Source organism: Paeniglutamicibacter sp. Y32M11, assembly GCF_019285735.1.
Classification (GTDB): Bacteria; Actinomycetota; Actinomycetes; order Actinomycetales; family Micrococcaceae; genus Paeniglutamicibacter.
In genome coordinates this window covers 2,412,786-2,437,474 of sequence record NZ_CP079107.1, presented here as the reverse complement: position 1 = coordinate 2,437,474, position 24,689 = coordinate 2,412,786, and the positions used below count along the sequence as shown (strand labels likewise).

At 55.4% G+C, this 24,689-nt stretch carries 18 protein-coding genes; 17 read left to right on the top strand and 1 reads right to left on the bottom strand.

Going from position 1 to position 24,689, the window contains the following annotated elements; genetic code table 11:
- The first annotated feature begins 41 nt into the window (after window positions 1–41).
- From KUF55_RS10685 to KUF55_RS10640, 10 genes are all read left to right on the top strand, one after another.
- The gene (locus KUF55_RS10685) at window positions 42–1,931 is read left to right on the top strand and encodes a glycosyltransferase (RefSeq protein ID WP_218816627.1); all 1,890 of its coding nucleotides are present in this window, start codon (window positions 42–44) and stop codon (window positions 1,929–1,931) included.
- Window positions 1,932–1,978: 47 nt separating this feature from the next.
- The gene (locus tag KUF55_RS10680) at window positions 1,979–3,145 is read left to right on the top strand and encodes a glycosyltransferase family 4 protein (RefSeq protein ID WP_218816626.1); all 1,167 of its coding nucleotides are present in this window, start codon (window positions 1,979–1,981) and stop codon (window positions 3,143–3,145) included.
- Between the two features lies 1 nt (window position 3,146).
- Window positions 3,147–4,913: a glycosyltransferase family 4 protein gene (locus KUF55_RS10675; protein WP_218816625.1), complete on the top strand. Its 1,767-nt coding sequence runs from the start codon at window positions 3,147–3,149 to the stop codon at window positions 4,911–4,913.
- A gap of 118 nt (window positions 4,914–5,031) precedes the next feature.
- Window positions 5,032–6,264, top strand: coding sequence for a UDP-N-acetyl-D-mannosamine dehydrogenase (gene wecC, locus KUF55_RS10670; RefSeq protein ID WP_218816624.1), 1,233 nt, complete (start codon window positions 5,032–5,034; stop codon window positions 6,262–6,264).
- 25 nt (window positions 6,265–6,289) lie between these two features.
- On the top strand, window positions 6,290–7,483 hold the full coding sequence (gene wecB, locus KUF55_RS10665) for a non-hydrolyzing UDP-N-acetylglucosamine 2-epimerase (protein WP_218816623.1): 1,194 nt from the start codon (window positions 6,290–6,292) through the stop codon (window positions 7,481–7,483).
- A gap of 117 nt (window positions 7,484–7,600) precedes the next feature.
- Window positions 7,601–8,449 carry an HAD-IIB family hydrolase gene (locus KUF55_RS10660; protein WP_218816622.1) on the top strand — a complete coding sequence of 283 codons (849 nt, stop codon included), beginning with the start codon at window positions 7,601–7,603 and terminating at the stop codon, window positions 8,447–8,449.
- Window positions 8,450–8,553: 104 nt separating this feature from the next.
- Window positions 8,554–9,051 (top strand): universal stress protein, encoded by a 498-nt coding sequence (locus tag KUF55_RS10655; RefSeq protein WP_218816621.1) that lies wholly within the window; start codon window positions 8,554–8,556, stop codon window positions 9,049–9,051.
- A gap of 343 nt (window positions 9,052–9,394) precedes the next feature.
- The gene (locus KUF55_RS10650) at window positions 9,395–10,270 is read left to right on the top strand and encodes a GTP-binding protein (protein WP_255557459.1); all 876 of its coding nucleotides are present in this window, start codon (window positions 9,395–9,397) and stop codon (window positions 10,268–10,270) included.
- 65 nt (window positions 10,271–10,335) lie between these two features.
- Complete coding sequence (gene ykgO / locus KUF55_RS10645) at window positions 10,336–10,458, top strand: type B 50S ribosomal protein L36 (RefSeq protein WP_218816619.1); 123 nt, start codon at window positions 10,336–10,338, stop codon at window positions 10,456–10,458.
- A 282-nt stretch (window positions 10,459–10,740) separates the two neighbouring features.
- Window positions 10,741–13,695 (top strand): SH3 domain-containing protein, encoded by a 2,955-nt coding sequence (locus KUF55_RS10640; protein ID WP_218816618.1) that lies wholly within the window; start codon window positions 10,741–10,743, stop codon window positions 13,693–13,695.
- 41 nt (window positions 13,696–13,736) lie between these two features.
- Here the strand turns inward: KUF55_RS10640 and KUF55_RS10635 are convergent, their stop codons facing one another.
- Window positions 13,737–13,973 carry a hypothetical protein gene (locus KUF55_RS10635; protein ID WP_218816617.1) on the bottom strand — a complete coding sequence of 79 codons (237 nt, stop codon included), beginning with the start codon at window positions 13,971–13,973 and terminating at the stop codon, window positions 13,737–13,739.
- A 155-nt stretch (window positions 13,974–14,128) separates the two neighbouring features.
- Between KUF55_RS10635 and KUF55_RS10630 the strand changes: the two genes are divergently transcribed.
- The 7 genes from KUF55_RS10630 (at window position 14,129) to KUF55_RS10600 (ending at window position 24,398) form a co-directional block, all read left to right on the top strand.
- Window positions 14,129–15,160, top strand: coding sequence for a glycerophosphodiester phosphodiesterase family protein (locus KUF55_RS10630; protein ID WP_218816616.1), 1,032 nt, complete (start codon window positions 14,129–14,131; stop codon window positions 15,158–15,160).
- A gap of 346 nt (window positions 15,161–15,506) precedes the next feature.
- Window positions 15,507–17,246, top strand: coding sequence for an ABC-F family ATP-binding cassette domain-containing protein (locus KUF55_RS10625; RefSeq protein ID WP_255556969.1), 1,740 nt, complete (start codon window positions 15,507–15,509; stop codon window positions 17,244–17,246).
- 376 nt (window positions 17,247–17,622) lie between these two features.
- Window positions 17,623–19,218, top strand: coding sequence for a phosphoglycerate dehydrogenase (serA, locus tag KUF55_RS10620; RefSeq protein WP_218816615.1), 1,596 nt, complete (start codon window positions 17,623–17,625; stop codon window positions 19,216–19,218).
- Between the two features lie 283 nt (window positions 19,219–19,501).
- Entirely contained in the window at window positions 19,502–20,554 is a 1,053-nt protein-coding gene (locus KUF55_RS10615) for an NYN domain-containing protein (RefSeq protein ID WP_218816614.1), read from the top strand.
- Between the two features lie 47 nt (window positions 20,555–20,601).
- Entirely contained in the window at window positions 20,602–22,155 is a 1,554-nt protein-coding gene (metG, locus tag KUF55_RS10610; protein WP_218816613.1) for a methionine--tRNA ligase, read from the top strand.
- A 102-nt stretch (window positions 22,156–22,257) separates the two neighbouring features.
- On the top strand, window positions 22,258–23,013 hold the full coding sequence (locus KUF55_RS10605) for a hypothetical protein (protein ID WP_218816612.1): 756 nt from the start codon (window positions 22,258–22,260) through the stop codon (window positions 23,011–23,013).
- A gap of 161 nt (window positions 23,014–23,174) precedes the next feature.
- Window positions 23,175–24,398, top strand: a complete 1,224-nt coding sequence (locus KUF55_RS10600) for a polysaccharide pyruvyl transferase family protein (RefSeq protein WP_218816611.1) — start codon at window positions 23,175–23,177, stop codon at window positions 24,396–24,398.
- Window positions 24,399–24,689: the final 291 nt, after the last annotated feature.

Genomic DNA, 24,689 nt, shown 5'->3' with positions numbered 1-24,689 from the left:
GGCACGACGGCCAGGGTCCAGGACAATTGAGACTTAGAATCATGGATTTCGAAAAACTACGCACCGCACTGTGGCACCTGCGCAAGGGCGGGCCACGGCAGCTGCAGACATGGCGGCGGCGCCACGGACTGGGGCTGCAGCCCGAGTCTGGCACGTCATATGGCCGGGAACAAGGGCACGGGCGTCAGGCCGGCAGCGCCGTCAACCTCGGGCGAGCAAAAGCCGAGCTCAATGTTGCAGCTATCCTGGATGAATTTAGCGCCCAAGCCTGGGGCCCCGAATGGAATCTGCTCTTGCCAACTCCGACAAATTGGCAAGAAGTGCTCGACGGTGGCCAAACCGACCTATTGTTTGTCGAGTCGGCCTGGGCCGGCAACTCCGGATCATGGAGCTACCACCTGACCGGAACGAGTGCCCCACGACAACCACTGGTGGAGATGGTGGCAGCCTTCCGCGAAAAAGGTATCCCCACCGTGTTCTGGAACAAGGAGGACCCGCCGCATTTTGAGGACTTCCTGGACGCTGCCCGCCTGTTTGACACAGTGCTCACCTCCGATGAGTCCATGATTCCCAGGTACCAACAGGAACTGGGACATCAGCGGGTCCATACGCTTTCGTTTGCCGCCCAGCCCGAGCTGCACAACCCGGTCAGATCGCGTGCCTTAGAAGTGCAGGACGTTGCGTTCGCCGGTATGTATTTCGCCCATAAATACCCCGAGCGGCGTGATCAGATGGAAACGGTCCTCGGTGGGGCACTTGACGCGCAACAGAAGAACGGCGGCAATCTGAGGATCTTTTCGAGACAATGGGGCGGCGAGGAAAAGTACCAGTTCCCGGCTCCCTTCGACGCCGCCGTTGTTGGATCCCTGCCCTATGAGCAAATGGTCGGTGCCTACCAAGACTTCAAGGTATTCCTGAACGTTAACTCGGTCGTCGACTCGCCGAGCATGTGTGCGCGACGCATCTTTGAAATCAGCGCCTGCGGTACCCCAGTGGTCTCCGGTGAGAGCGCCGCCATTGGGCGTTTCTTTGACCCCGAGGAGGTCTTTGAGGTCAAGGACCGGGAAGATGCTCGCGGAACCATTCGAATGTTGCTGCGTAGCCCGGCCCTGCGCCAGCGCTCCGTGCACCTAGCCCAGCGGCGGATCTGGGATCACCACACTTACTCTCATCGCGCGGCCAGCGTGCTGCGGCAGACGGGCATCAGCGCGGCCGTGCCCTCACCATTTTCGATGAATTCACCACGAGTGGTCACAGTGATCGCCGCAACCCGGCGCCCGGGAAAACTTCCCCACCTGCTGCAAAGTGTGGCCAAACAGTTGGGTGTCCACGTCCAGCTGGTGCTCATCGCCCACGGCTTCGAACCTGACGCCGGGCAACTGAATGACATTAGGGACACCGGCAGCATTGGACAGCTTGATGTCCTGGTGGCCGATGGCGCGCTGAGTCTGGGCGAGTGCCTAAACCAGGGAATCGATATGGCTGAAGGTGACTTTATCGCGAAGATGGATGACGACGATTTTTACGGGGTCAACTATCTCAGCGACCAAGTTTCTGCGCTGCGGTTCAGCGGCGCCGATGTGGTGGGCAAGCAAGCACACTACATGTACCTCGAGGGCCTTGATCTGACTCTTCTGCGCAACGAAGACCGGGAGCACCGCTTCACTGACTTGGTCATGGGCCCGACGCTGCTGGGCACCAAGGCGCTGTTCGATGCAGTCAGGTTCACCGCGCGCAGCCGTGGCGAAGACACCGAATTCCTTGGCAATACCCTTCGTGCGGGGGCACGGATCTATTCGACCGACCGTTTCAACTTCCTGCAATTCCGCGGCAAGACCGGTGAGCACACCTGGAAGGCCTCCGAGCGGAGTCTTGCTGCCACCGGTGAGGTGGCCTGGTTCGGAAGGAACGACTCTCATGTGTTCTTTTAGGCCCGGGACTCCCGTTGCCGCAGCGAGCCGGCGGGGGCCGGCCTGAGATGCGAATTTTGCTTTTGACCCATTCCTTCACCCCGGAGATCTCGCCACCGCAACGTCGCTGGAGAGCTTTTGTTGACGCATTTGCCGAAGCCGGACATCGGGTCAGTGTCGTGACCCCAAGGCCACAGTCGCAGGCTCCCGCCGAGGCTATCCAGCAGTCCCGGAACGTGAGGGTGCTGCGTTATCCCGCGCTTTTCCCTGCCACCAGACCTCTTTTCAAGGCGCTGAAGCATGGGATTGATTCGTTGGTGTCTATTCCGTCCTGCCTGTGGGCCGGCCGCCAGGACGTGGTGATAGCCACCGTGCCGGCGTTGCCGACCCTGCTGATTGGTTTTGTTGCCAGTAAGTTGTTGCGTGCCCACTTTGTTGTTGATCTGCGCGACGCGTGGCCGAACCTTTTGCACGAATCTAAGGTGCTTGGCTCCAGCCGGTTGGAACCGGTGGTGTCGCGATTTATCTTATCTTTGCTCAAGAGGGCACGGCTGGTGGTCACCGTGACCCAAGGGTTGGCGGCGGTCGCGCGCAGCCAAGGGGTCAAGAATGTCATCACGCTGCCCAATGGGGTGGAGTTCGGCCGGTATGAAGGCCTTCAAGCGCCTCGCCGGGAGGATTCTCTGGTCCTGAACGTGCTGTACTTGGGCAACCTGGGACGCAGCCAGGGCCTGGAGGTCGCCATCGATGCCGCGGCAGCCCTGCCCGGAACCATTCGGTTGCGCATGGTGGGCGGCGGATCCGAAGCGGAAGCCTTGCAGGAATACGCCGCGCACCGCGGAGCCGCGGTGGAATTCCATCAACCGGTGCGCGGGATCGACGTGCTGAAGATGTACCAGTGGGCTGATACCTGCCTAGTCAGCCTTCGCCCCGATTGGCCGAGCTTCGACTACACGATCCCCTCCAAGCTCTATGAGCTGTTGGCGCTGGACAAACACGTGACCGGGCTGGTGCGCGGAGAGGCGGCACACATCATCGAACAGGCGCAGGCCGGTGCCGTGGTGGCCCAGTCCGCCGAAGCCTTGGTCTCCCACCTGCGTAGTCTCGGGGCAAATCGCGGTTCGCTGTTGCGCACCGGAAGTGCGCGCATATGGGTCAAGAACAACGCCGATCTAGGGTCATTGGGCATGAAGTACCTGGCTGAACTGGAAAAACTCACCGAGAACGGGCGATAGCTTGAAGGATACAGAAAAGGTTCGTGGAATCCGCCAGAACATCGGCAATGCCGCACGGTTGAGCATGCAGAACCTGCACGATGACCCGGAGTTTTTCATGCTCCAGATACTGCGTAAGTTCGGGACCCGAAGTGCGCTTAATGGCGCGCTACGTCTCTACACGCAGCGCGGGAAAAGACCGGTGACCGTGGCGATGGCGGCACTCCTTCGCGAGGACAAGGATGCCTTGCGCGCAACGATCAAGGATTGGCTCGAGCATGGCGCCCTTAGTGACGGGACAGCCGCGAGGCTGGCTAATACCGCGATTGCCGCCTCCTTGTGGGAAGAAGCAGCCTTGGTGATCGACAGGGTTAAGAGCGTGCGGGGTGCCGCGGCACGGAGCGCTGCCAGACTTCACTGGTCCCTTGGGCGCATCGACGAAGCGATCGCAACGCTGGAGAAAGGCGGCCGCGGTGGTGGTCGCCAACTGGCCCACTACCGCAGCGAAAGAGACACCTTCGAAGGGCTGTTGCCCATGTTGGAGGACAAGACGCGCTGCTGGGACATCCACGGAGAACCCCATGTCCTTTACGTAGCCACGAACTCCCTTCCGTACACCTCCAGCGGATATACCCAGCGCACTCACTCACTACTCAAGGCCCTGCAGGCCCAGGGTGTCAGGGTCTCTGCCGCCACCCGGCTGGGGTACCCGGTCAACGTGGGAAACATGATGGCGGGACCACGGCAGGAAGTCGACGGTGTGACGTATCGCCGGCTGCTGCCAGCCAAGCAGCGTTTTGACGTTACCGGGCGTATCCAACAACAAACGCTGCTGCTTGCTGGGTTGGTTGAGGAATTACAGCCCACCATTCTGCACACCACCACAGACTTCACTAATGCTCTCGCTGTGCGTGCGGTGGCCAAGGCCTATTCGCTGCCTTGGGTCTACGAGGTCCGTGGGCAACTGGCAGACACCTGGGCTTCGACCCGTCCGAAATCTGCCGGGTCATCCCGCCGCTACAAACTGTTCCGCAAACGTGAGGGGGAGAACGCCAAGGCCGCGACTGCCGTCGTCACGCTTGGTGAGGCCATGCGAAAAAATCTCATGGAAGCAGGCGTAGCACCTGAACGGATCCAGGTGCTACCTAACGGGGTTGGAGGGATGTTCCTCAATGAGCCCATGGATCGGACGCGCGCGCGACAAGAAGTCAATCTGGACCCAGCACTCAGCTATGTAGGTACGATCAGCAGTCTGGTTCATTATGAAGGGCTTGAATTATTGGTCCGCCTCGTCGCCCGGATGAAGGATACTCACCCTCACTTGAGACTGTTAGTCGTGGGGGACGGCATTGAACGCGAGCCGCTCATCGAATTGTCAAAAAAATTGGGCATAGCTCATAAGTGCATCTTTACCGGCAGAGTTCCACGGGAGCGGGCGCATGTTTATCACGCTGCCTTGGATGTCTTCATGGTTCCCCGTCGCGACCTTGCAGTTACTCGCGATGTCACCCCGCTGAAGCCGGTGGAAGCGATGGCCTGTGGAGTCCCCGTAATGGCCTCGGATTTGCCGGCATTGTCGGAATTAATTTCGCACGGAAAAACCGGCGTTCTGGTTCCTGCTGAGGAGCTGGAAGCCTGGGTCGAAACCTTGAGTGAACTGTTGGCAAACAGCGACCGCCGGCTAGAAATTGGCGCGGCTGCCCGGGAGTTCGTACTTCAGGAGCGCACCTGGGAGCGGAGTTCGGCAGTTCTTAAGCAAATTTATTGGTCTAAAAGAACTCGCAGTTAATCGCCTGTTCACGGGAGGTTCCTAGCCTGTGGGATGAAGCGCGCTAGCGCATCCTTGAGAACCAGATTGCACCAGCACCACTGGTGTAGATCCCCGAAGACCGAAGGAAGTCGCCTGAGTGACTGACATTCAAGAAGTTGCAGTAATTGGACTGGGATACATTGGACTGCCCACCGCAGCGATCCTTGCATCCCGAGGAATCCGGGTTCACGGAGTCGACGTTAATCCTCGGACAGTTGAAGCAGTCAACAAGGGCGAAGTGCCTTTCGTGGAACCGGAGCTCGGCGCCTTCGTGTCGGACGCTGTGACTCGTGGATTACTCACGGCCTCGCTGACCACCCCCGCTGCGCAGGCTTTTATCGTTGCTGTACCTACGCCATTCAACGACGACTACAGTGCCGATCTCTCGTACATCAAGCAGGCAGCCGAGGGTCTCGCCCCGCACCTGACTGGCACCGAATTGGTCATCCTTGAATCAACATCCCCGCCCGGAACCACCGAGCGAATGGCAGAGTACATCAAAGCGGCCCGCCCGGATCTTGATATTTCTAGATTGCTCATTGCTCACTGCCCTGAGCGAGTTCTTCCCGGATTCGTGATGCAGGAACTGGTGTCGAACGACCGCATCGTTGGTGGGCTCAGTGCCGAGGCCGCCGAAAAGGCTAAGGCCCTCTACCAGACCTTCTGCGCCGCGGAGATCCTCACTACCGATGCGGCAACCGCCGAAATGGCAAAGCTGGTGGAGAACTCCTTCCGCGATGTGAATATAGCGTTCGCCAACGAGCTGTCTATCATCTCCGACAAGCTTGGTATCAATGTCTGGGAACTGATCGAACTTGCTAATCGCCACCCCCGGGTTAACATCCTTCAACCGGGTCCAGGCGTCGGGGGTCACTGCATTGCGGTGGACCCATGGTTCATCGTCTCGGCAGCTCCGGAGGAATCCCAGCTGATTCGCAGGGCTCGCGAAACCAACGACGCGAAGCCCGATTGGGTCATCTCAAAGGTCAAGGACGCAACGGCCAAGCAGTCGTTTAATGGGCAGGTCTCGCTGTTGGGCTTGGCCTTTAAAAAGAACATCGATGACCTGCGTGAATCCCCGGCGATCAATATTGCTCGGAAACTGGCCGAATCTCACCCGCAGATTCAGTTCCTTGCCGCCGAGCCGCACATCAAGGAGTTGCCTGTTTCCCTGGCAGCTCTACCAAACCTAAAACTGGTCAGCACTGATGAAGCATTGCAACGTTCGAGTGTAATCACCGTGCTGGTTGATCATGACCGATTCCGGGACGTTAACCGCACCGAGCTGCATGGCAAGGACATCATCGATACCCGTGGACTGTGGCGCTAAAGTGCCCGCTGGCAAGGAGGAAACTATGCGTAAGAAGATCATGCCGATTTACGGCACTCGACCCGAAGCAATCAAGGTAGCCCCGATCGTCAAGGCACTCCAGAACAACGACGTCTTCGATTGTGTTGTGACAGTGACAGGGCAGCACCGTGAGATGCTCGACCAAGTCAACGCGATATTCGAAATCACCCCAGACTATGATCTCGATGTGATCGAACCACGCCAATCTCTCAACGGAATCTTGGTTAAGACGATCAAGGGACTGGATGAGATATTGGAGCGTGAACGTCCTGACGCCGTGGTGGTGCAAGGCGATACCACCACTTCGACGGCCGGTGCCATTGCCGCCTTCTATCGTGGTATTCCGGTGGTGCACGCCGAGGCGGGCTTGCGCAGTGGCGATCTGTACTCTCCTTTCCCAGAGGAGGCCAACCGTAAGCTGACCAGCCAGATAGCGGCCCTTCATCTGGCTCCAACCTCTATCAGCCGGGAAAACCTGCTTCGCGAGGGCATCAACCCGGCAGATGTAGTTGTCACAGGTAATACGGTGATTGACGCGCTGCTGGAAGTGGTACAGGAGCACGCGGAGTTCACCGACACAGCGCTCTCTACTCTTGTAGCCTCCGGCAAACGGATCGTGCTAGTGACTACTCATCGTCGGGAAAATCAAGGTGAACCGATGCGCGGCATTGGCCGGGCGCTGGCCCGTCTCGCCGCAGCCGAGCCGGACGTTGAATTTGTCTTGCCCTTACACCGCAACCCCGTGGTACGTGAGGCGCTATTGCCGCAAATTGAGGGCAACGCTAACATTACCCTGACCGAACCACTGAGCTACGGGGAGTTCACGCAGATGCTGGCTGCCTCACATATGGTGCTTACCGACTCCGGGGGAGTCCAAGAAGAAGCGCCGAGCCTAGGCAAGCCGGTGCTGGTGATGCGCGAGAACACCGAGCGACCCGAGGCCGTCACTGCCGGAACGGTGAGACTCATCGGTACAGATGAGGAGCGCATTTATAGCTCAGTTCTGGAATTGTTGAACGATGGTGGTGCCTATGCAGCGATGGCAAACGCAGTGAACCCCTATGGGGATGGCTTTGCCGCTGCTCGCACCGTCGCTGCCATTGGAGAATTGCTGAATGTCGGGAACCGGTTATCGGATTTTGTCGGGGACCGTATCCAGGTTCAGGATGCTCTTCTGGTCACGAGCCCAGCGGCCTGACTTGGTCACGGCAGGGCACTAATGAATCCCGTCCCGACATTTGTCGGGGCGGGTTTTCTCATGTGAGGGCAACGTGCTCCGAGGCGCTGGCTCAACGCACCGGTAGACTCTCTTAGCATGGACACCCTGCCCAAACTGCCCACAACCACCATCCATGCGATCTTCCTTGATGTGGATGGCACCTACGCCGATTACGGGGTAGTTCCCGAAGCTCACGAGCGTGCGGTACGGGCGGCTCGTGCCGCCGGACACAAGGTGTTTCTCTGCACCGGTCGACCACTGTCAATGCTGCCGGCGAGCATCCTCGCGGCAGGGTTTGACGGCCTGGTGGCCAGTGCCGGGGCCTATGTGCAAGTCGGTGACCGGGTACTGATGGATCGACGTTTCTCTGAGGAACAGGCGAGTAGGACGATTGCGGCGCTTGATGCTCATGATGCCATCTACGTGTTGGAGTCCGCCGAATTTCTCTACGTTCGACCCGCGGCCGAGCAGCGGCTGCGGGACATCGTTGGATCCCACTTCGCTGCCCGCCCTGATGGACAGAGTGATGGCGCCTCGGCCATCCTAGGAACCTTACGTCTGACACCCGCGCCGGCCTCGTACGCCAAGGTCTCGATGTTCGACGCTGCGGCTTCTGTCGCCATGATCGCCGCCGAGATCGGAAACGATATTGCGGTGGTGGAGAATTCGATTGCCGATACCCACCGGCACACCGGTGAAATATTCCTCCGGGGTATCAGCAAGGCGGATGGCATTGCCGTGGCAATTGAAGATCTAGGCATTAGCCAAGCACACACCATCGCCATTGGCGACGGGGAAAACGACCTGGAAATGGTCGCCTACGCCGGGATCGGTATTGCCGTCGAGGGGTCACACCCGGGATTGGTGGCGCTGGCCGACCGCACGACACCCCCACCAAGCAAGGATGGAATCGCAGTGGCTTTTGCCGAGCTCGGCTTGTTCTAAGGAGAAAAGGCTTTGGACCCGTGACGCTGTTCCATTCCTGCCGCTGTGGGCGGAAAATGGCCATGAGTAATGAATTTCATGTTGTCCAATGTGGGAAGGCAATCATGGGCAAGGAACAACCGAACGTCGGGGGAGCTGGACCCATTGTTACAGGTGTCCTTCCCAAGCAGCCGCGCCGCGTGGTGCTAGAGGCCCGGTCGTTGGCCGAGTCGCTCGGGTCGGCTCTGGTTTTCGCCTACGTGCAGCCGAACAGTTACCTAGTCGAATGGGAACTGAAGAAGGACATCGTCGGTACCTCACTTCACCCGGGTGACATCGATGAAGATATGGAAGCTGATGCGGCAGATGTTTTGCATGTGTTGCAAAGCGCCATGGCCGGTTCGAAGGTTGAATGGTCCTTGCGTGTGCTAGCGGGGGATCCCGGTAAGGCGTTAGCCAGGCTCGGCAGCGAATTGCATGCCCGCTTGATTGTGGTGGGGACCCGGCACAAGGGAGTGGGGGCGCGTGTATCTGAGTTACTCAACGGAGCCACGGCGTCGCACGTGGTATCTCACCAATTCCTACCCGTGGTGGTGGTTCCTGTTCATCATGACGAGCGGTGACGTTTCGGAACACGTCGAGTTTCACACACCTAGCTGGCTCCATAATGAGTGACGGCATCATGGTGGTTCCTCCTCAGTTTGCTAATGAGAATCATTCTTAGCTAGTCTGTTTGGTGTGACTCTCATACTTGTAACATCGTTAGAAGCGCATGCCCGTGACAAGGCCCTTGATGCCTTGGTGCGTACGTGGCCACATGCCACGGTAATTCGCCACGACCTTCTGGAGGGCGAACGAGTCTTGAGGCGTATATCCAAGAGTTTTCTCACTCTGGAGCGCAGTGAGATACCACTGGAGCACGGGTGTCTGACCTGTACGGTCCGCTTGGATGTTGTCCCCACCGTGATGCGCCTTGTGGATGAGGTGTCCGGGGATATGATCATCGGACTTCCGCCGAGCGTGAGCGCAGCAATGGCCATGGAGCTGCTGGAGCCGCGATTGCTGTCGCGAGGAATTGTCGTTGACTCCATCTGTCTGGCCGTGGACCCCTCGGCGCTCGAAGATCAGATGTGGGACTCCCGAACGCTCTGGCAGGCTGGACTAAGCAGCGTCCGTGGCGATGATAGAACATCGGGAGAATTCCTTGTCCACGAAATCGCCTATGCCGATACTGCGTTGTTGGTTGAGGGGCTTTTTGCGCACCTCTTCGAAGCACAAGCACCTGGTTGCCAATCCGGTGGTGAATTGTTCCAAAGAGGAACCCAGCTGTTGGGGCACTTAGGGCCGCATCTGAAAGTTCTCCATCCCGAACGTGACATTATTCTGGGGTCACATCTAGCCGCCGCAGCGCGACGGCGCGCAGCGGCAGGGAACCCTTGCGTAGATTCCACGGGTCACGCCGCGCAGGAGTCCCGGTCAAGCGCCGTGGAAAATGACTTCACTACCGTAGAACTGCGAGCAGCGCGCCCGCTGCATCCCGCACGGTTATTAGACGCCATGCACCACATGGCCGAGGGTTGCATTTGGCTGAGGGGAACGCTTTGGATTGCCAACTCACCCAGCTTGAAAATGGTATTCGGTGGTGCAGGTCCGTTTGTCTGGATTGAAGCGCGGGGGCTTTGGAAGACCGAGACGGCACGTACACACATTGCCCTCACCAGTGATAGCAACAACGCACCTGAACTGACCGAAATGCTGCGCCAGTGCGAGCTGACCGACGCTGAAATGCTTCAGTCCACGGAAATGTTCGAGGATGTTCTAAAGCTCGGAGACCTTGCCTGACACGAGAACAGTAGTCATGGTCGGCTCACTTGAAGATTTTTACCCTTCAACAAAAGGAAAGAAAAATGAAAGTACGAAACTCGATTAAAGCGCTCAAGCAGATTCCTGGTGCGCAAGTGGTCAGGCGGCGCGGGAGAGTCTTCGTGATTAACAAGAAGAACCCGCGAATGAAGGCTCGCCAAGGCTGAAACTGCGGATAATTCGGCGTGCTGTTTGTTCCTGGCTGAACCACGGACAAACAGCGCGCCCATTGTTCGTTTTGCGGAGATTCCCTCGTTTTGCCTGCTGGCTTAGATCGTGGCGATTGTCGTGTGGAGGCCGTAACGGATGACAGAGGACCAAACACCAAGTCAAATGTAAGTTAAATCGTTCCAAAGTCATATATGAAGTTGTCAGTATTTTCGTTGCTGCCGACGAGTTCACATATATGGTTAAGCGTTGGCCACCGATCGTCTTGCCAGGAGCTCCGAATGCAACGTAAACACCTTGGAATTGTGCTGTCCCTTGCCGTGGCACTGGTTGGTGGGCCAAGCACTATGGCTTCGGCAGAGTCGTTGGTCCCGAGCGCTGCTGTCGAGATCTCGATGGCCACAGCCAAACCGATCAAGCAATCGATTCAGAACCTGAACCTGCGCTCCAAAGCCAGCCCGGCCTCGCCGTCGCTGTTAGTGATCCCAATCAACACGAAACTGAGAATCCTTGCCGTCAGTGGCAAGTGGAATCAAGTCACCTACGAATCGAAAACCGGGTGGGTTTCTGGAGATTTTCTCAAGTCCGTTCCGGTAGCCTCCGTGAAGGTTTATAGCTACGCGAAGGCGTTCACGACTATTAAGGCGAAGGCTGCGAGTAGTTCGGCGAATGTGGTGTCGATTCAGCGTCAGACTAAGGTTCAGGTGCTGGGGACGACCGGTTCGTGGTCGAGGGTTTCGGTGTCGGGTAAGACTGGTTTTGTGCCGTCTTCCGCGTTGAGCAAGAGTGTTCCTGCTGGTGTTTATCGTTGGGTGAATGGTAAGCAGTCGGTGTTGAAGTCCCCGAGTATTTCGGGTGCGAAGTTGGTGACGTTGGCCTCGAATACGCGGGTTTCGTGGTTGCGGACTTCGGGTTCGTGGCAGCAGGTGCGTACGAGTGCCGGCATTGGTTGGATTCAGACGCAGAAGCTTTCCACTGCTGTGATCAAGCCGCCGGTGAAGGTTTATAGCTACGCGAAGGCGTTCACGACTATTAAGGCGAAGGCTGCGAGTAGTTCGGCGAATGTGGTGTCGATTCAGCGTCAGACTAAGGTCCAGGTGCTGGGGACGACCGGTTCGTGGTCGAGGGTTTCGGTGTCGGGTAAGACTGGTTTTGTGCCGTCTTCCGCGTTGAGCAAGAGTGTTCCTGCTGGTGTTTATCGTTGGGTGAATGGCAAGCAGTCGGTGTTGAAGTCCCCGAGTATTTCGGGTGCGAAGTTGGTGACGTTGGCCTCGAATACGCGGGTTTCGTGGTTGCGGACTTCGGGTTCGTGGCAGCAGGTGCGTACGAGTGCCGGCATTGGTTGGATTCAGACGCAGAAGCTTTCCACTGCTGTGATCAAGCCGCCGGTGAAGGTTTATAGCTACGCGAAGGCGTTCACGACTATTAAGGCGAAGGCTGCGAGTAGTTCGGCGAATGTGGTGTCGATTCAGCGTCAGACTAAGGTCCAGGTGCTGGGGACGACCGGTTCGTGGTCGAGGGTTTCGGTGTCGGGTAAGACTGGTTTTGTGCCGTCTTCCGCGTTGAGCAAGAGTGTTCCTGCTGGTGTTTATCGTTGGGTGAATGGCAAGCAGTCGGTGTTGAAGTCCCCGAGTATTTCGGGTGCGAAGTTGGTGACGTTGGCCTCGAATACGCGGGTTTCGTGGTTGCGGACTTCGGGTTCGTGGCAGCAGGTGCGTACGAGTGCCGGCATTGGTTGGATTCAGACGCAGAAGCTTTCCACTGCTGTGATCAAGCCGCCGGTGAAGGTTTATAGCTACGCGAAGGCGTTCACGACTATTAAGGCGAAGGCTGCGAGTAGTTCGGCGAATGTGGTGTCGATTCAGCGTCAGACTAAGGTCCAGGTGCTGGGGACGACCGGTTCGTGGTCGAGGGTTTCGGTGTCGGGTAAGACTGGTTTTGTGCCGTCTTCCGCGTTGAGCAAGAGTGTTCCTGCTGGTGTTTATCGTTGGGTGAATGGCAAGCAGTCGGTGTTGAAGTCCCCGAGTATTTCGGGTGCGAAGTTGGTGACGTTGGCCTCGAATACGCGGGTTTCGTGGTTGCGGACTTCGGGTTCGTGGCAGCAGGTGCGTACGAGTGCCGGCATTGGTTGGATTCAGACGCAGAAGCTTTCCACCAAGCCGGTTGCGAACACTCCACCAAAGCCCGCACCGGTCACCTACTCGTCACCTAGATGGACCACAGACTTTCTGAATCTGCGCACCAACCCGACAACCAGTAGCGCATCACTCGGAGTCATCCCACGCGGTGAAAAGGTCCTGTACGGGCGCTCTTCCGGCGGGTGGTCCAACGTGAAGACGAGCAAGGGCACCGGCTGGGTCAGTTCGATCTATCTCTCGACCGCGGGGCCGAAGCCGCCAGTGGTGAAACCCACCCCACCCCTGATTGAACAACCGAGCTACACCGCACCACGATGGACCACGGCCAACCTCAACGTACGGTCTGGACCGGGAGCCAGCAACACGTCCATCGGAGTGATCCCCCGAGGCGAGAAAGTACTTTATGCCCGATCCTCGGGAGGTTGGGCCAACGTGAAAACCAGCAAAGGAATCGGGTGGGTGAGCGAGCTCTACCTTTCCACGGTTGCTCCAAAGCCTGCCGTTGAAGTCCAATATCGGTGGGCAACGGCTAATGTCAACCTCCGCACCGGAGGCTCCAGCATCAACCCCGTTATTGGCGTCGTGCCTGCCGGGGAGAAGGTCACCTATCTGAGATCCAGCAATGGATGGGCCAACGTCGTGAGCAGCGTCGGTACCGGCTGGATGAGCGAGGAGTTCTTGGCTAAGACCGAAAGTGTGGGACTCCAGCCCGATACCATCGCTGTGAATGCTGCGGTCAAGGCCCGATTTGGCAGCTTCGTCTACGGATATGGCGGTGTCCGCGCCGGATCCGTGGGCCACAGCAGTGGTAGGGCCACCGATCTGATGATCAAGGACTACAAGAGTGCTCAAGGGATCAGCAACGGAAATGAGGTAGCACGCTTCCTCATCACCAACCGTGAAGCGCTAGGGATCGACTATCTCATCTGGCAGGACAAGATCTGGCTGGGCCCGAGCCTGGGCTGGCAAGAGTATTCAAAGTCGGGCAAATACGGGACCCAGTTCACCAACAATTGGAACGATACGACACGGCATATGGATCATATCCATGCCGAGACTGATGGCGATTCCGGAACAGGTGCACCGCTCATTGACTGATCACCGTACTACCCTCCGAACAGCACTGAATGTCGGCAGGTTCATCCTGCGCGTGTATTGAGCTCGCGCAGGATCGCGGAACGGACCAGACTGCTTTGTATAGATGAGTCGATGGGATGCCCCGACACCAACAATCCGTGAGCGATGGTTTCGGCCTTACGTTCGGCCCGACCGATCATTTCGTCGATTTCGCGCTCGGATAAAGCTTCCACGTATTCCCGGATCAGTCGTTCATGAGCAGAGTCATCGTGTGAGCTGGCCAATTCAATCGGGGACATGGATCATTTCTTCAAACACAAAATGTTCGTCTTCCTGGCGGAATCGATGTGACGCAGATGGTCGATCCCTGATTGCTGAGGTCAAGGATATGCGAGGTAATCGGATGGTAGAGTGGAAGACCTTTTGCGCTCCGTGTCGTTAAGGAGCGATCTCGATGAAAAAACGTAATATAACTGTCCTAACCTGCGTCGTGATATTCCTTCTTGGTGCTAGCCTCGTCGGGAGCACCATTGAATCCCGAATTTCTCGAGAAACTATGGAAACGGGAGTTTCAGTCGAATCTTCTACGCCTTTTGAACGAATTAAGAGGCAAATGGAAGATCATTCTCCTTCCGCGGATTTGTTGGTGGTTTCACACCGAGGCCAGTGGCGCGAGGCACCTGAGAATTCCCTCCCAGCAATTGACGAAGCCATCAAAGATGGTGCTGAAATTGTTGAAATTGATGTCCGTCTTACGAAGGACGGCATACCGGTTCTGATGCACGACGTTACGATTGACCGCATGACGAATGGGACAGGTAGGGTAAATTCTATGACTCTGGCCGAACTGAAGTCCTTTCATCTGCGTGCGGCTAATGGCGGTGGATCTGCGACCATTACGCGTCAAACGATTCCGACCCTCATGGAAGCTATGAACGTGTCCAAGAACCGGGCAATGGTAAATTTGGACAAAGCTTGGCCGATTCGTGAAGAGGTTCTGTCGGTTTTAGATTCCACAGGAACAGTCGACCATGGGATCTTTAAGGGCAGTCCGACTGTAAAATCGGCGGAGGAATTCATGGCCCGAGACAGTCGCATTCAATATATTCAAGTTGTGAACGATGCCAGCGCCTGGAAAGCCTTGGCTTTCGAAGGACGTCAGCCTGTAGCCATTGAAGTTCTCTTCAATTCTCCAAATGATCCACAAATTCAACCAGACTACTTGGAAAGGCTAGGCGTCCGGAGCCGATTGTGGATCAACGCAATTTCGAATTCGTTGTCAGCAGGAAACACTGATGACGCATCGATGCGCCCTGAAGCTGATCGCGGTTGGGAAAAACTGGTCTCGAAATATGGAGCAAACATAATTCAAACTGACAACGTCGAAGCGATGAATTATTGGCGCGGGGGCGGTTCTGTTGAGCTCTGGCGCAATCTAGGTGGGGCTGAAACGGTCCGCACAGAGGGAACAAAAGTCGACGAATGATTTGGTTTTCTTTGATAGGTGCGCGCGATCGGAAGACTTGCGGCGAGTTGGACAATTCGGAGGCAAGTCGAGTCCTGCGCCTTTTTCGCGCATAGATCTACAACTTGAAGCGTCGAAGGGAATTGTGTGTCGTACAAGGCAGTTTTTTGACGGTCATTTGCAAATCTAGAATTATGCTCCTCCGGCATCGAAGATAGTCCGTATAATTTAGAATGGGTTTTCGGTGATACGAACCAACGGTTTCCGGGGCCATGTCGGTTTTTGAGGCGACGGTCTGGAGACTGGTAGGCCTTGTTCGCAGACCATACATTCTTTTCTAGTCGAGCATGACTTGAAGATCTACCGTATGCAGAAGTTGAAATTCGCACCCCGGAATAATCGAGGTGACGATAATCTGTATCTAGTTGCTCGTGTCTATTTCACCGAGCACACTTCGCACAGGAAGTACGTTCCCGTCTTCCCACCCGCAAACCTTGAAGAGGACCACACGAACATGAGCTTGATCCGTCTAAACGACGTCAGTCTTCGATTCGAAAATATCCAGATTCTGCGCGAAGCATTCTTCAAGCTCGAATCTGGTGATCGTGTCGGGCTTATCGGCAGGAACGGATCGGGCAAGTCAACGCTTCTGAAGCTCGTACTTGACCAAGTGGAACCGGACACCGGCACGGTTGCTGTGGAACTGGGAACCAAGATCGGCTACTTCTCCCAGTTCTCAGAGCTCAACGGGGCATCCACTATCTCAGAAGTCCTCGACGAGCTGTTCTCTGAGGTTAAGTCCATAGAAACAGAGCTGGCGGAAATTGACGGTTCAATTGCCGCTGACCCCAGCTCTGATGAAATGGAGCGGCTGATCAATCGACAGTCCGAGCTTTTCGAATCCATGGATCGTCTGGACGGTTGGGACTACCCGCGTTCCATCGACACGGTGCTGACCAAACTTGGCTTCGACGAGGCGCACCGCGTTTGCCCGATAGATTCACTTTCGGGCGGTTGGCGTAATCGCGCCGCGTTAGCAAAAATTCTGCTAGAGGATCCAGACGTTCTACTCCTTGATGAGCCGACTAACTTCCTTGACGTCGCAGGCGTTGAATGGCTAGAAAACTGGTTCAAATCCTTCAAGGGCGCCGCGATCATTGTTTCGCACGATCGCAAGTTCTTGGACTCTGTTGTAACCCGGATCATTGAAGTCGAGAACTTTCACCTCCACGAATACCCGGGAAACTTCGCCCAGTATGTGGTCGCAAAACAGTTCAAACTCAAGAGCCTCGAATCTCAGTTTGTCCACGAATCTGAGCTTCTTGCTTTCGAAGCTGAAGGTATCTCGGACCGTCGCGAAGCAGCCAAGGCCGCCACCAAGGGCTTGGACAGTAAGCTTTCAAAGATCAAGAAGTCACGCGCCCCGCGTCCGGTGGATAAAATCATCACCGAAATTTACAGTGGTCTGCATATTAAGGACACGCTGTGCCGGGTCGAGGGACTAACAAAGTCTTACGGTGAAAAGACCCTTTTCAGCGATCTAAGCTTTGAGGTGCGCCGCGGTAATCGACTGGTGATCTTGGGGGCAAATGGTAGCGGTAAATCCACACTGCTTCGTGTTCTCACCGAGGAAGAAAAGCAGGATTCGGGATACGTCACCTGGACTAAGGGAGCGGCAGTAGTCTCCTACAACCAAATTCTAGAAGAACTTGATCCTGCCGACACCGTGTCTCATGCGGTTAATGCCATGCCCGATTCGTTGGCATTCAGCGCCACGAAGAAATCGGTTAACCGTTTCCTGGCCATGTTCCAGTTCTCGGAAGCCGACCTGAAAAACAAGATCGGCAACCTGTCTGGCGGCCAGCGTTCCCGGGTTGCCATGGCCATGTGCTTACTCTCGGGTGCCTCGGTGTTGGTTCTTGATGAGCCAACTAACCACCTGGACATGTCCAGCACCCAAGTTATGGAACGGGCTTTGCTGCACTTCCCAGGTGCCGTGGTGGTGGTCAGTCACGATAGGTTCTTCACGGAAAAGATCGCCACCCGCCATCTCGTGTTTGGTGCGGGAAACGCGAAGCCGGGCGAAGTGTTACTGCGTGGCGCATAATGATCCGCAACAAACTTGATGTGGCACGCGGCTAGCGCCATTGCTGATCGAGAGTAAGCCGACTGGCTTTTGATGGGGGAACTTATGTAGCTAGTCCTTTGCAGCTAGGAGAGACACAGTGGCCTTTATAGCTAGCGCCAAATTGGAGCAACCCCTTTGAAGACGTAAGACGTAGTTGATGCCGCCTAAAGCTTTGACTGCCAAATTTCCAACAAGGGTTGGAGGTTGTGAAAATGCTCACACAAATGGTGCTCGGGCTCGTAACATCGCGCAGTCGAGCCGGGAATATACCGGGCTGGGTTATATTCTGGGGTCTCTGGCTAAGTCGTTCCTTAGCCATGCATCCAGCCCACTGTAATAGCAAAGGTGCCACCCCGTGTCTGTAAACAAGCCTGTCGTACTCTTGGCAGAAGAACTCTCGCCCGCAACCATTGCGGCCCTGGGGCCCGATTTCGAAATTCGCCAGACCGACGGTGCGGACCGCTCCCAGCTGTTAGCCGCCATTGTCGACGTTGATGCGATCCTCGTACGCTCTGCCACTCAGGTGGATGCCGAAGCTATCGCAGCAGCAAAGAACTTGAAGATCATTGCCCGTGCCGGAGTCGGCTTGGACAACGTGGACATCAAGGCCGCTACCCAGGCCGGTGTCATGGTCGTGAATGCACCGACCTCCAACATCATTTCTGCGGCAGAGCTGACCGTGGGCCACATTGTGTCCCTGGCACGCCGCATTCCCGCCGCCAACGCATCACTGAAGAGTGGCGCGTGGAAGCGTAGTTCCTACACTGGTGTCGAGCTCTTCGAAAAGAAGGCCGGCATCATTGGTTTGGGGCGAATCGGTGCACTTGTTGCAGCACGCTTGCAGGGCTTCGGCATGGAGATTCTTGCCTACGACCCGTACATCACCCCGGCGCGCGCACAGCAGCTTGGTGTCACCCTGGTAGACCTCGATCAGCTCTTGGCCGAATCCGACTTCGTGACGATCCACATGCCCAAGACCCCGGAAACCATTGGCATGCTTGGCAAGGAAGCCTTTGCCAAGATGAAGAACACCGCTTATGTCATCAATGTCGCCCGTGGCGGATTGGTTGATCAGGATGACCTATACACGGCGCTGAAAAACGAAGAAATCGCCGGCGCCGGAATTGACGTCTTCGTCAAGGAGCCGAGCACCGATCTTCCCTTCTTCGAATTTGAAAACGTAACTGTCACCCCGCACCTGGGTGCCTCAACCGAGGAAGCACAGGAAAAGGCCGGCGTTTCGGTGGCCAAATCCGTTCGTTTGGCACTGGCCGGCGAACTTGTTCCCGATGCAGTCAACGTTGCCGGCGGCATCATCGACGAAAACGTTCGCCCGGGTATTCCATTGATCGAAAAACTGGGTCGTGTGTTCAACGCACTGACCGTTGGCTCCCTAACCAACATCGATGTTGTAGTTGCCGGAGAAATTGCTTCCTTGGACGTGAAGGCTCTCGAGCTTTCGGCTCTTAAGGGTGTCTTCATGGATGTCGTTTCTGATCAGGTGTCCTACGTTAACGCTCCAGTGCTGGCCGAGCAGCGCGGGGTTACCACTCGACTGGTCACCACGCCGGATTCGCCAGAATACCGCAACTTGCTCACGGTCAAGGGTGCATCTACAGAAGGCACTCAGCTGGCAGTTGCGGGCACGCTGACCGGTCCGAAGCAGATCGAAAAGCTCGTTGGCATCAATGGCTATGAGATTGAGATTCCGCTGACGGATCACATGATTGTGCTTCGTTATGCCGACCGCCCGGGTGTCATCGGCACCTTGGGTAACGTGCTGGGTGAGCAGGGCGTGAACATCGGTGGGATGCAGGTAGCCCGCAAGGAAGAGCGTGGCGAAGCCTTTGCCGTGCTGGCCGTCGATTCGGCACTGCCCGCGGGTGTCCTAGACATCGTGCGTGCAGCTATTGGCGCCACCGTCGCCCGCGAAATCAACCTCGAGGACTAATACTCCTAATCTGTATTACAAGTGTGCCCAGCATGCCGCCTGATGTCGTCTCGGATTTCTTTCGAGAGCAGCATCCAGGTTGGCATGTGGGGCACATTTTTTTGTGCTCTCGCCAGTGATGTTCTAAGAATCTAACTAGGCTTGGTCGTTCCTTCGGGCTACCTTTCGTTAAGCTCGAGAATCCATCTTTCAGCTAAGAACTTCATCGGCGGAACACTCAGAAAAACGATGCCTGGCCAGCGCGTTTCTCAAACAGCTCCTTGGCACCGCATAGGATTGGGTGATGATGTCTCAGAGCGCAATATTCGTTGATGCAAGTTTCTTGTTAGCTATCGGGGGACATCGCGCTGCCGGAACGACGCTGCGCGCTGCCTATACCGTGAACTACGAAGCTCTGGTCGAAGGGATTCTCAAGACTGCCAAGGAATCTAGCGGCCTGGAAAACTTGAGAATCTACTGGTATGACGCAGCAAAAGACGCCATATTTACCGATCAACACAAGCGCATAGGTCTGATACCCGGTGTGAAGGTGCGGCTGGGCCGGATCTCCTTTAATGGGGAGCAAAAAGGCGTTGACCTAAAGCTGGGCCTTGATTTGGTGGGCATCGCCCGCAACCGTGCCGCATCCGTTGCCTTTTTGGTATCCGGCGATGATGATCTCGCAGAGGCAGTGGAAGAGGCCCAAGACTTGGGTATGAAGGTCGTCCTGATCGGTGTGGAGAAGGCCGATCACCGATTGGGCGTTGCCTCCGTGGCCGAGCACCTAGCTCTTCGTGTGGACAGCATCATCACATTGCCAGAAGATCTGATCAAATCCGCATTTGTGAAGGCCGTGACATGGGATCCAGAACATGCCAGTCAAACCGCGACGATTGCCCATGCGCCGATGGCCGTTATATATCCCACACCTGTTATCGAAGAGCACGTGTCGGGCCCGAAGCCTGGCGCCCCGAGAGTGCCGACGCCGGCGCTATTAAATCAGCGTCCCAGGTTTCAGACTCCAATCCAGCCAGCGGCTCCGGCACCCGCCGACTACCAGTTGGTGTATAGCTCGACCCAGCAAACATCTGGTTTTGCTGGGGGCACAGGTAGTGAATCTGGCACCATGGACGTTGCCGCCGAAGTCGGTAGCAGTGTGGCAAAGAATTGGCACGCGAGCACGACTCAGGCCGAGTTGAAGGATCTACTGGCCGACAGACCCCTACTTCCCCCGGAGATCGACAGAGTGCTACTCAAGGATTGCGCTCAGCGGATCGGGGAATGGAAGACGGACCTGCAGGATGTACGCCGTGCCTTGCGTATCGCTTTCTGGGACGAGCTCGACCAGCTCACATAAAGTACTCGAATGGGCGGGTTAGAGCGAATCTACGATAGATTTCTCTAGTGACTTCTGAGCAGACTCCGTTTTTCATCACCACCGCCATCTCTTACCCGAACGGTGTGCCCCACATTGGGCATGCGTACGAGGTAATTGCTACTGACGCCATGGCGCGCTTCAAGCGCCTTGACGGATACGACGTGTTCTTCATGACCGGCACGGACGAGCACGGGCAGAAGATGCTACAGACCGCCGAACGCCAGGGGATCACGCCGCGCGAATTGGCACAGCGAAACTCGGATGCATTCCAAGCAATGAACGACGAGCTGGGCATCAGCTATGACAGATTCATCCGCACCACGGATTCTGACCACTATGCCGCGGCTCAGGCCATCTGGAAGCGGATGGAGGCCAACGGGGATATCTATCTCGACAAGTACGCCGGGTGGTACTCCGTGCGTGACGAAGCATTCCATGCAGAGGATGACACCGAAGTTCGCGAAGACGGCCAACGGTACGCGAAGGAGACCGATACCGAGGTCACCTGGACCGAAGAAGAATCATACTTCTTCCGTCTCTCCGCATACCAGGACAAGCTGCTTGAGCTCTACAAGGCACAGCCCGATTTTGGTGCCCCGCACACTCGCTTTAACGAAGTAATTCGATTTGTCGAACGTGGCCTCGAAGACCTCTCGATTTCCCGAACCACGTTTGACTGGGGAGTACCTGTTCCTGGAAACAAGGACCATGTCATGTACGTCTGGGTTGATGCTCTGACCAACTATTTGACCGGTACCGGGTTCCCAGACATCGAATCCGAATCGTTCAAGAAGTACTGGCCGGCGGACGTGCACGTTATCGGCAAGGACATTTCACGGTTCCACGCGATCTACTGGCCAGCTTTCCTTATGTCGGCAAAGCTGCCACTGCCCAAGCGCGTCATGATCCACGGTTTCTTGCACAACAACGGCGTGAAAATGTCCAAGTCTCTGGGCAACGTTGTAGCTCCTGCTGACTTCGTCTCACAGTATGGGCTGGACCAGGTCCGCTACTTCTTCCTTCGTGAGGTACCTTTTGGAGCTGATGGCAGCTACAGCCATGAGTCCATTGTTGGACGCATGAACTCTGACCTAGCCAACAACCTCGGCAACCTTGCCCAGCGGTCACTGTCTATGGTCGCGAAGAACTGCGGGGGAGTAGTCCCAACGCCCGGCGAATTTACTGATGCGGATCAGCAGATAATGGCCGAAGCTGGAAAACTCTTGGAAATTTGTCGAGAGTCTTTCTCCCGTCAGGAATTTAGCAAGGCGCTTGAAGCCATCTGGACCGTTTTGGGCGACACGAACGCCTACTTTGCAGATCAGGCACCTTGGGTACTTCGCAAGACGGACGTAGCCCGTATGGAGACCGTTCTCTATGTGACCATCGAGGTACTGCGCCGAGTTGCCATCTTAGTCCAACCAGTGATGCCGACTGCTGCGGGCTCGCTGTTAGAGGTTCTAGGTCAGGCCGAGGGTTCGGCCCGTGAGTTTGTCGGGTTCGACAACGCACTTGTGGCCGGCACGGAACTGCCGGCACCTTCACCAATTTTCCCGAAGTTCGAAGAATCTATGCCCTGATTTGAACTACTTTACCTGTGATGTATTAATAAACGTAAGAAAACATTGAAATAATGTAGTTTCAAGAAGTAAATATTATAACAAACAAAAGTGAGGCTGATTATGAAATTTTTGATCGTAGGAGATTCTCATGCGCAATATTTCAACATAACAAATCAGTTACGAGTAGTAAATCACAGCCTTCGTGGGATTAACGCGGTAACAAAGGCCGTCTCGGCCGCCACCGTAACGGGCGTAGGCAGGCTCAGTTCAACCCTCGGCTTGGGTAGCGATATTCCGCGTTGGTTGGAGTCGTACGAGCCGGACTTCGCGGTTTTTAATTTGGGTCAGGTTGATGTCGAACTCGGTGTTCCTTTTCGTCAATACGTCCTCGGTGACGAGGAATCTGTAGAAGATAGACTGAAATTCTTTATATCGACATACGTTGATTATTTAGATGGCTTGGATATTGATTCAAATAAAATAATAGTAAAAGGCGTCAATCTACCTGTATTATGCTACGATCGAGCAAAGTCCGTAAAATATATAATGCGGATTCTTACGGAACGTTTCGCTGACACAGAAGTTGATAAAGAGCGACGTGCGTCGGTGCTGAAGAACCTGACGGAAACCTATACATCTGATGTCATGAGGACGGATCTTGCGTTGCACTACAACTCCATGCTTGCGAGTGCGTGTGCCGAGCGTGGGTTTGGTTATTTCGACATCAATGAGCAGCTGATGGATGAAAAGCTCGGCATGATTGATCCAAGATTTATTCCATCAAAATTCGATCACCATATCGTTGACTCGCTAGAGGTTCGCTCAATGCATTGGAATTGGTTGATCAAGACGGCAAGAAACAAGTATTGGCATTAATGCTTCTTGACAAGAAGCGAAAGTTGGCATTTCTCGTTTCTTGTAATTAAAACATTGCAACCAAGGCCCACGAATATAGTGCGCCTCAGTTAAATTGATCGTCGTATATTATTTATATAGAATTCGAAGATATAAAGCAAAGTTTTTGGAGGACTAAAGTTTTGAATAATTTGGATAGCAGGCCGTTGGGGCGAGTCGTAGCGCAAATGGCTAATAGGACGGAAACTAAAGATCTATTTACCCGGTTCGATGTTTCAAACGAGGCGATGTCGGCACGTCTTCCGATTTTGGGTTCTAGTGTGTCTATTCGAGTGGTGCCGGACGTCTTGGGGGGATTTATTGTTGGTGTGGTAGGCCTAAATTCGGCATCAACCCGGTGGGTTCACGATACCCTCGTAATTTATTCAACGGTTCTATTCGCGCCGGATGGCAAAGAGATTCAGGCAATTTCTAGGAGCGTCAGTCTTGAAGGCGTAGAAGCCGCCGTTGTCGATGCGGCAAGACTTGTCGTGTCGTTGCGCAAGCAAGAAGAGGCGGGAGCATTTAGCGGGGGAGACACGGTTAGTATGTATTGGTCGTCCGGTACTCTTAACTTTGGAGACTGGATTGGCCCACATTTAATTCACTCCTATACCGGTCGGCAGCCCGTGCAATCGAACCGAATCGGCCTTCCATCCCGCACGCTCTATTCCGTAGGATCGATTCTGGGATGGATCAAACGAAATAATGTTGACGTTTGGGGGAGTGGCCTCATTAAAGCATTGACTCCAGATGAAATCGAAACTCGAGCGAAGCTAACTGGTGTGAAAATTCACGCTGTTAGAGGTCGTTTAACTAAAGCGGAATTGATAAATACGTTGGGGTGGGATGTTCCGGACGTATTTGGTGATCCAGGGCTTTTACTTCCAGACTTTGTCAAGCCGGATGATTCATTGCACGGTGACGTTGTATGCGTCCCTCATTATGTTCACCGATCTGCCGTTTTGTCTGGGAATCCAAAGATTCGTGTTTCCGACGTTAGGCTTCAGGTGAGTCACGTAGCGAAAGAGATTGCGGGAGCATCAGTTGTCATCTCGAGTTCGCTACACGGTCTAATCGTTGCCCAAGCGTACGGTGTCCCTTGGGTATGGCTTGACGTCGAGGATCAGCAACTAACAGGAGGTGACTTTAAGTTTAATGACTTTTTTTCATGTCTGGACAGCTCCAAGGTTTCACGCGTCACGGTCAGAAAGGAATCGCTGAGTACTCTTGATTTCGACAAAATCGCCAGAATGGCTAGCCTGCCAAAACTGAATATTGATCTGCAGTTGTTGAGAGATTCATTGCCTGTTCGACCGGCTAGCCAGCCGGTTCAATTCAGATCTTCAAACTTATCAGGTGTCTAAGCTGAAGTTACGTTAGACAGAACGCCAGGATGCCCGGATTCTCGGGGATCCTGGCGTTCTGTGTCTGGGTTGCGTAGCTACTTTCAGTGGTTTTTGGTGTGCTGGTCGATGAGGTCCATGGCCCGCTGCTGGTGAGGCGTGGGCAGGGAAAGCAGTTCTAAGGTCACCTCGGTGCCCGGGACGCTGCTGGTGTTTCGCGTCCGGGTCGCCAAATCGCGTCAGCTAGAAACTCGAGACGACTGGTTTCGGCTCGTGCCAATGGCTTTGCCGACACCCTAGTCGCATGTGCCA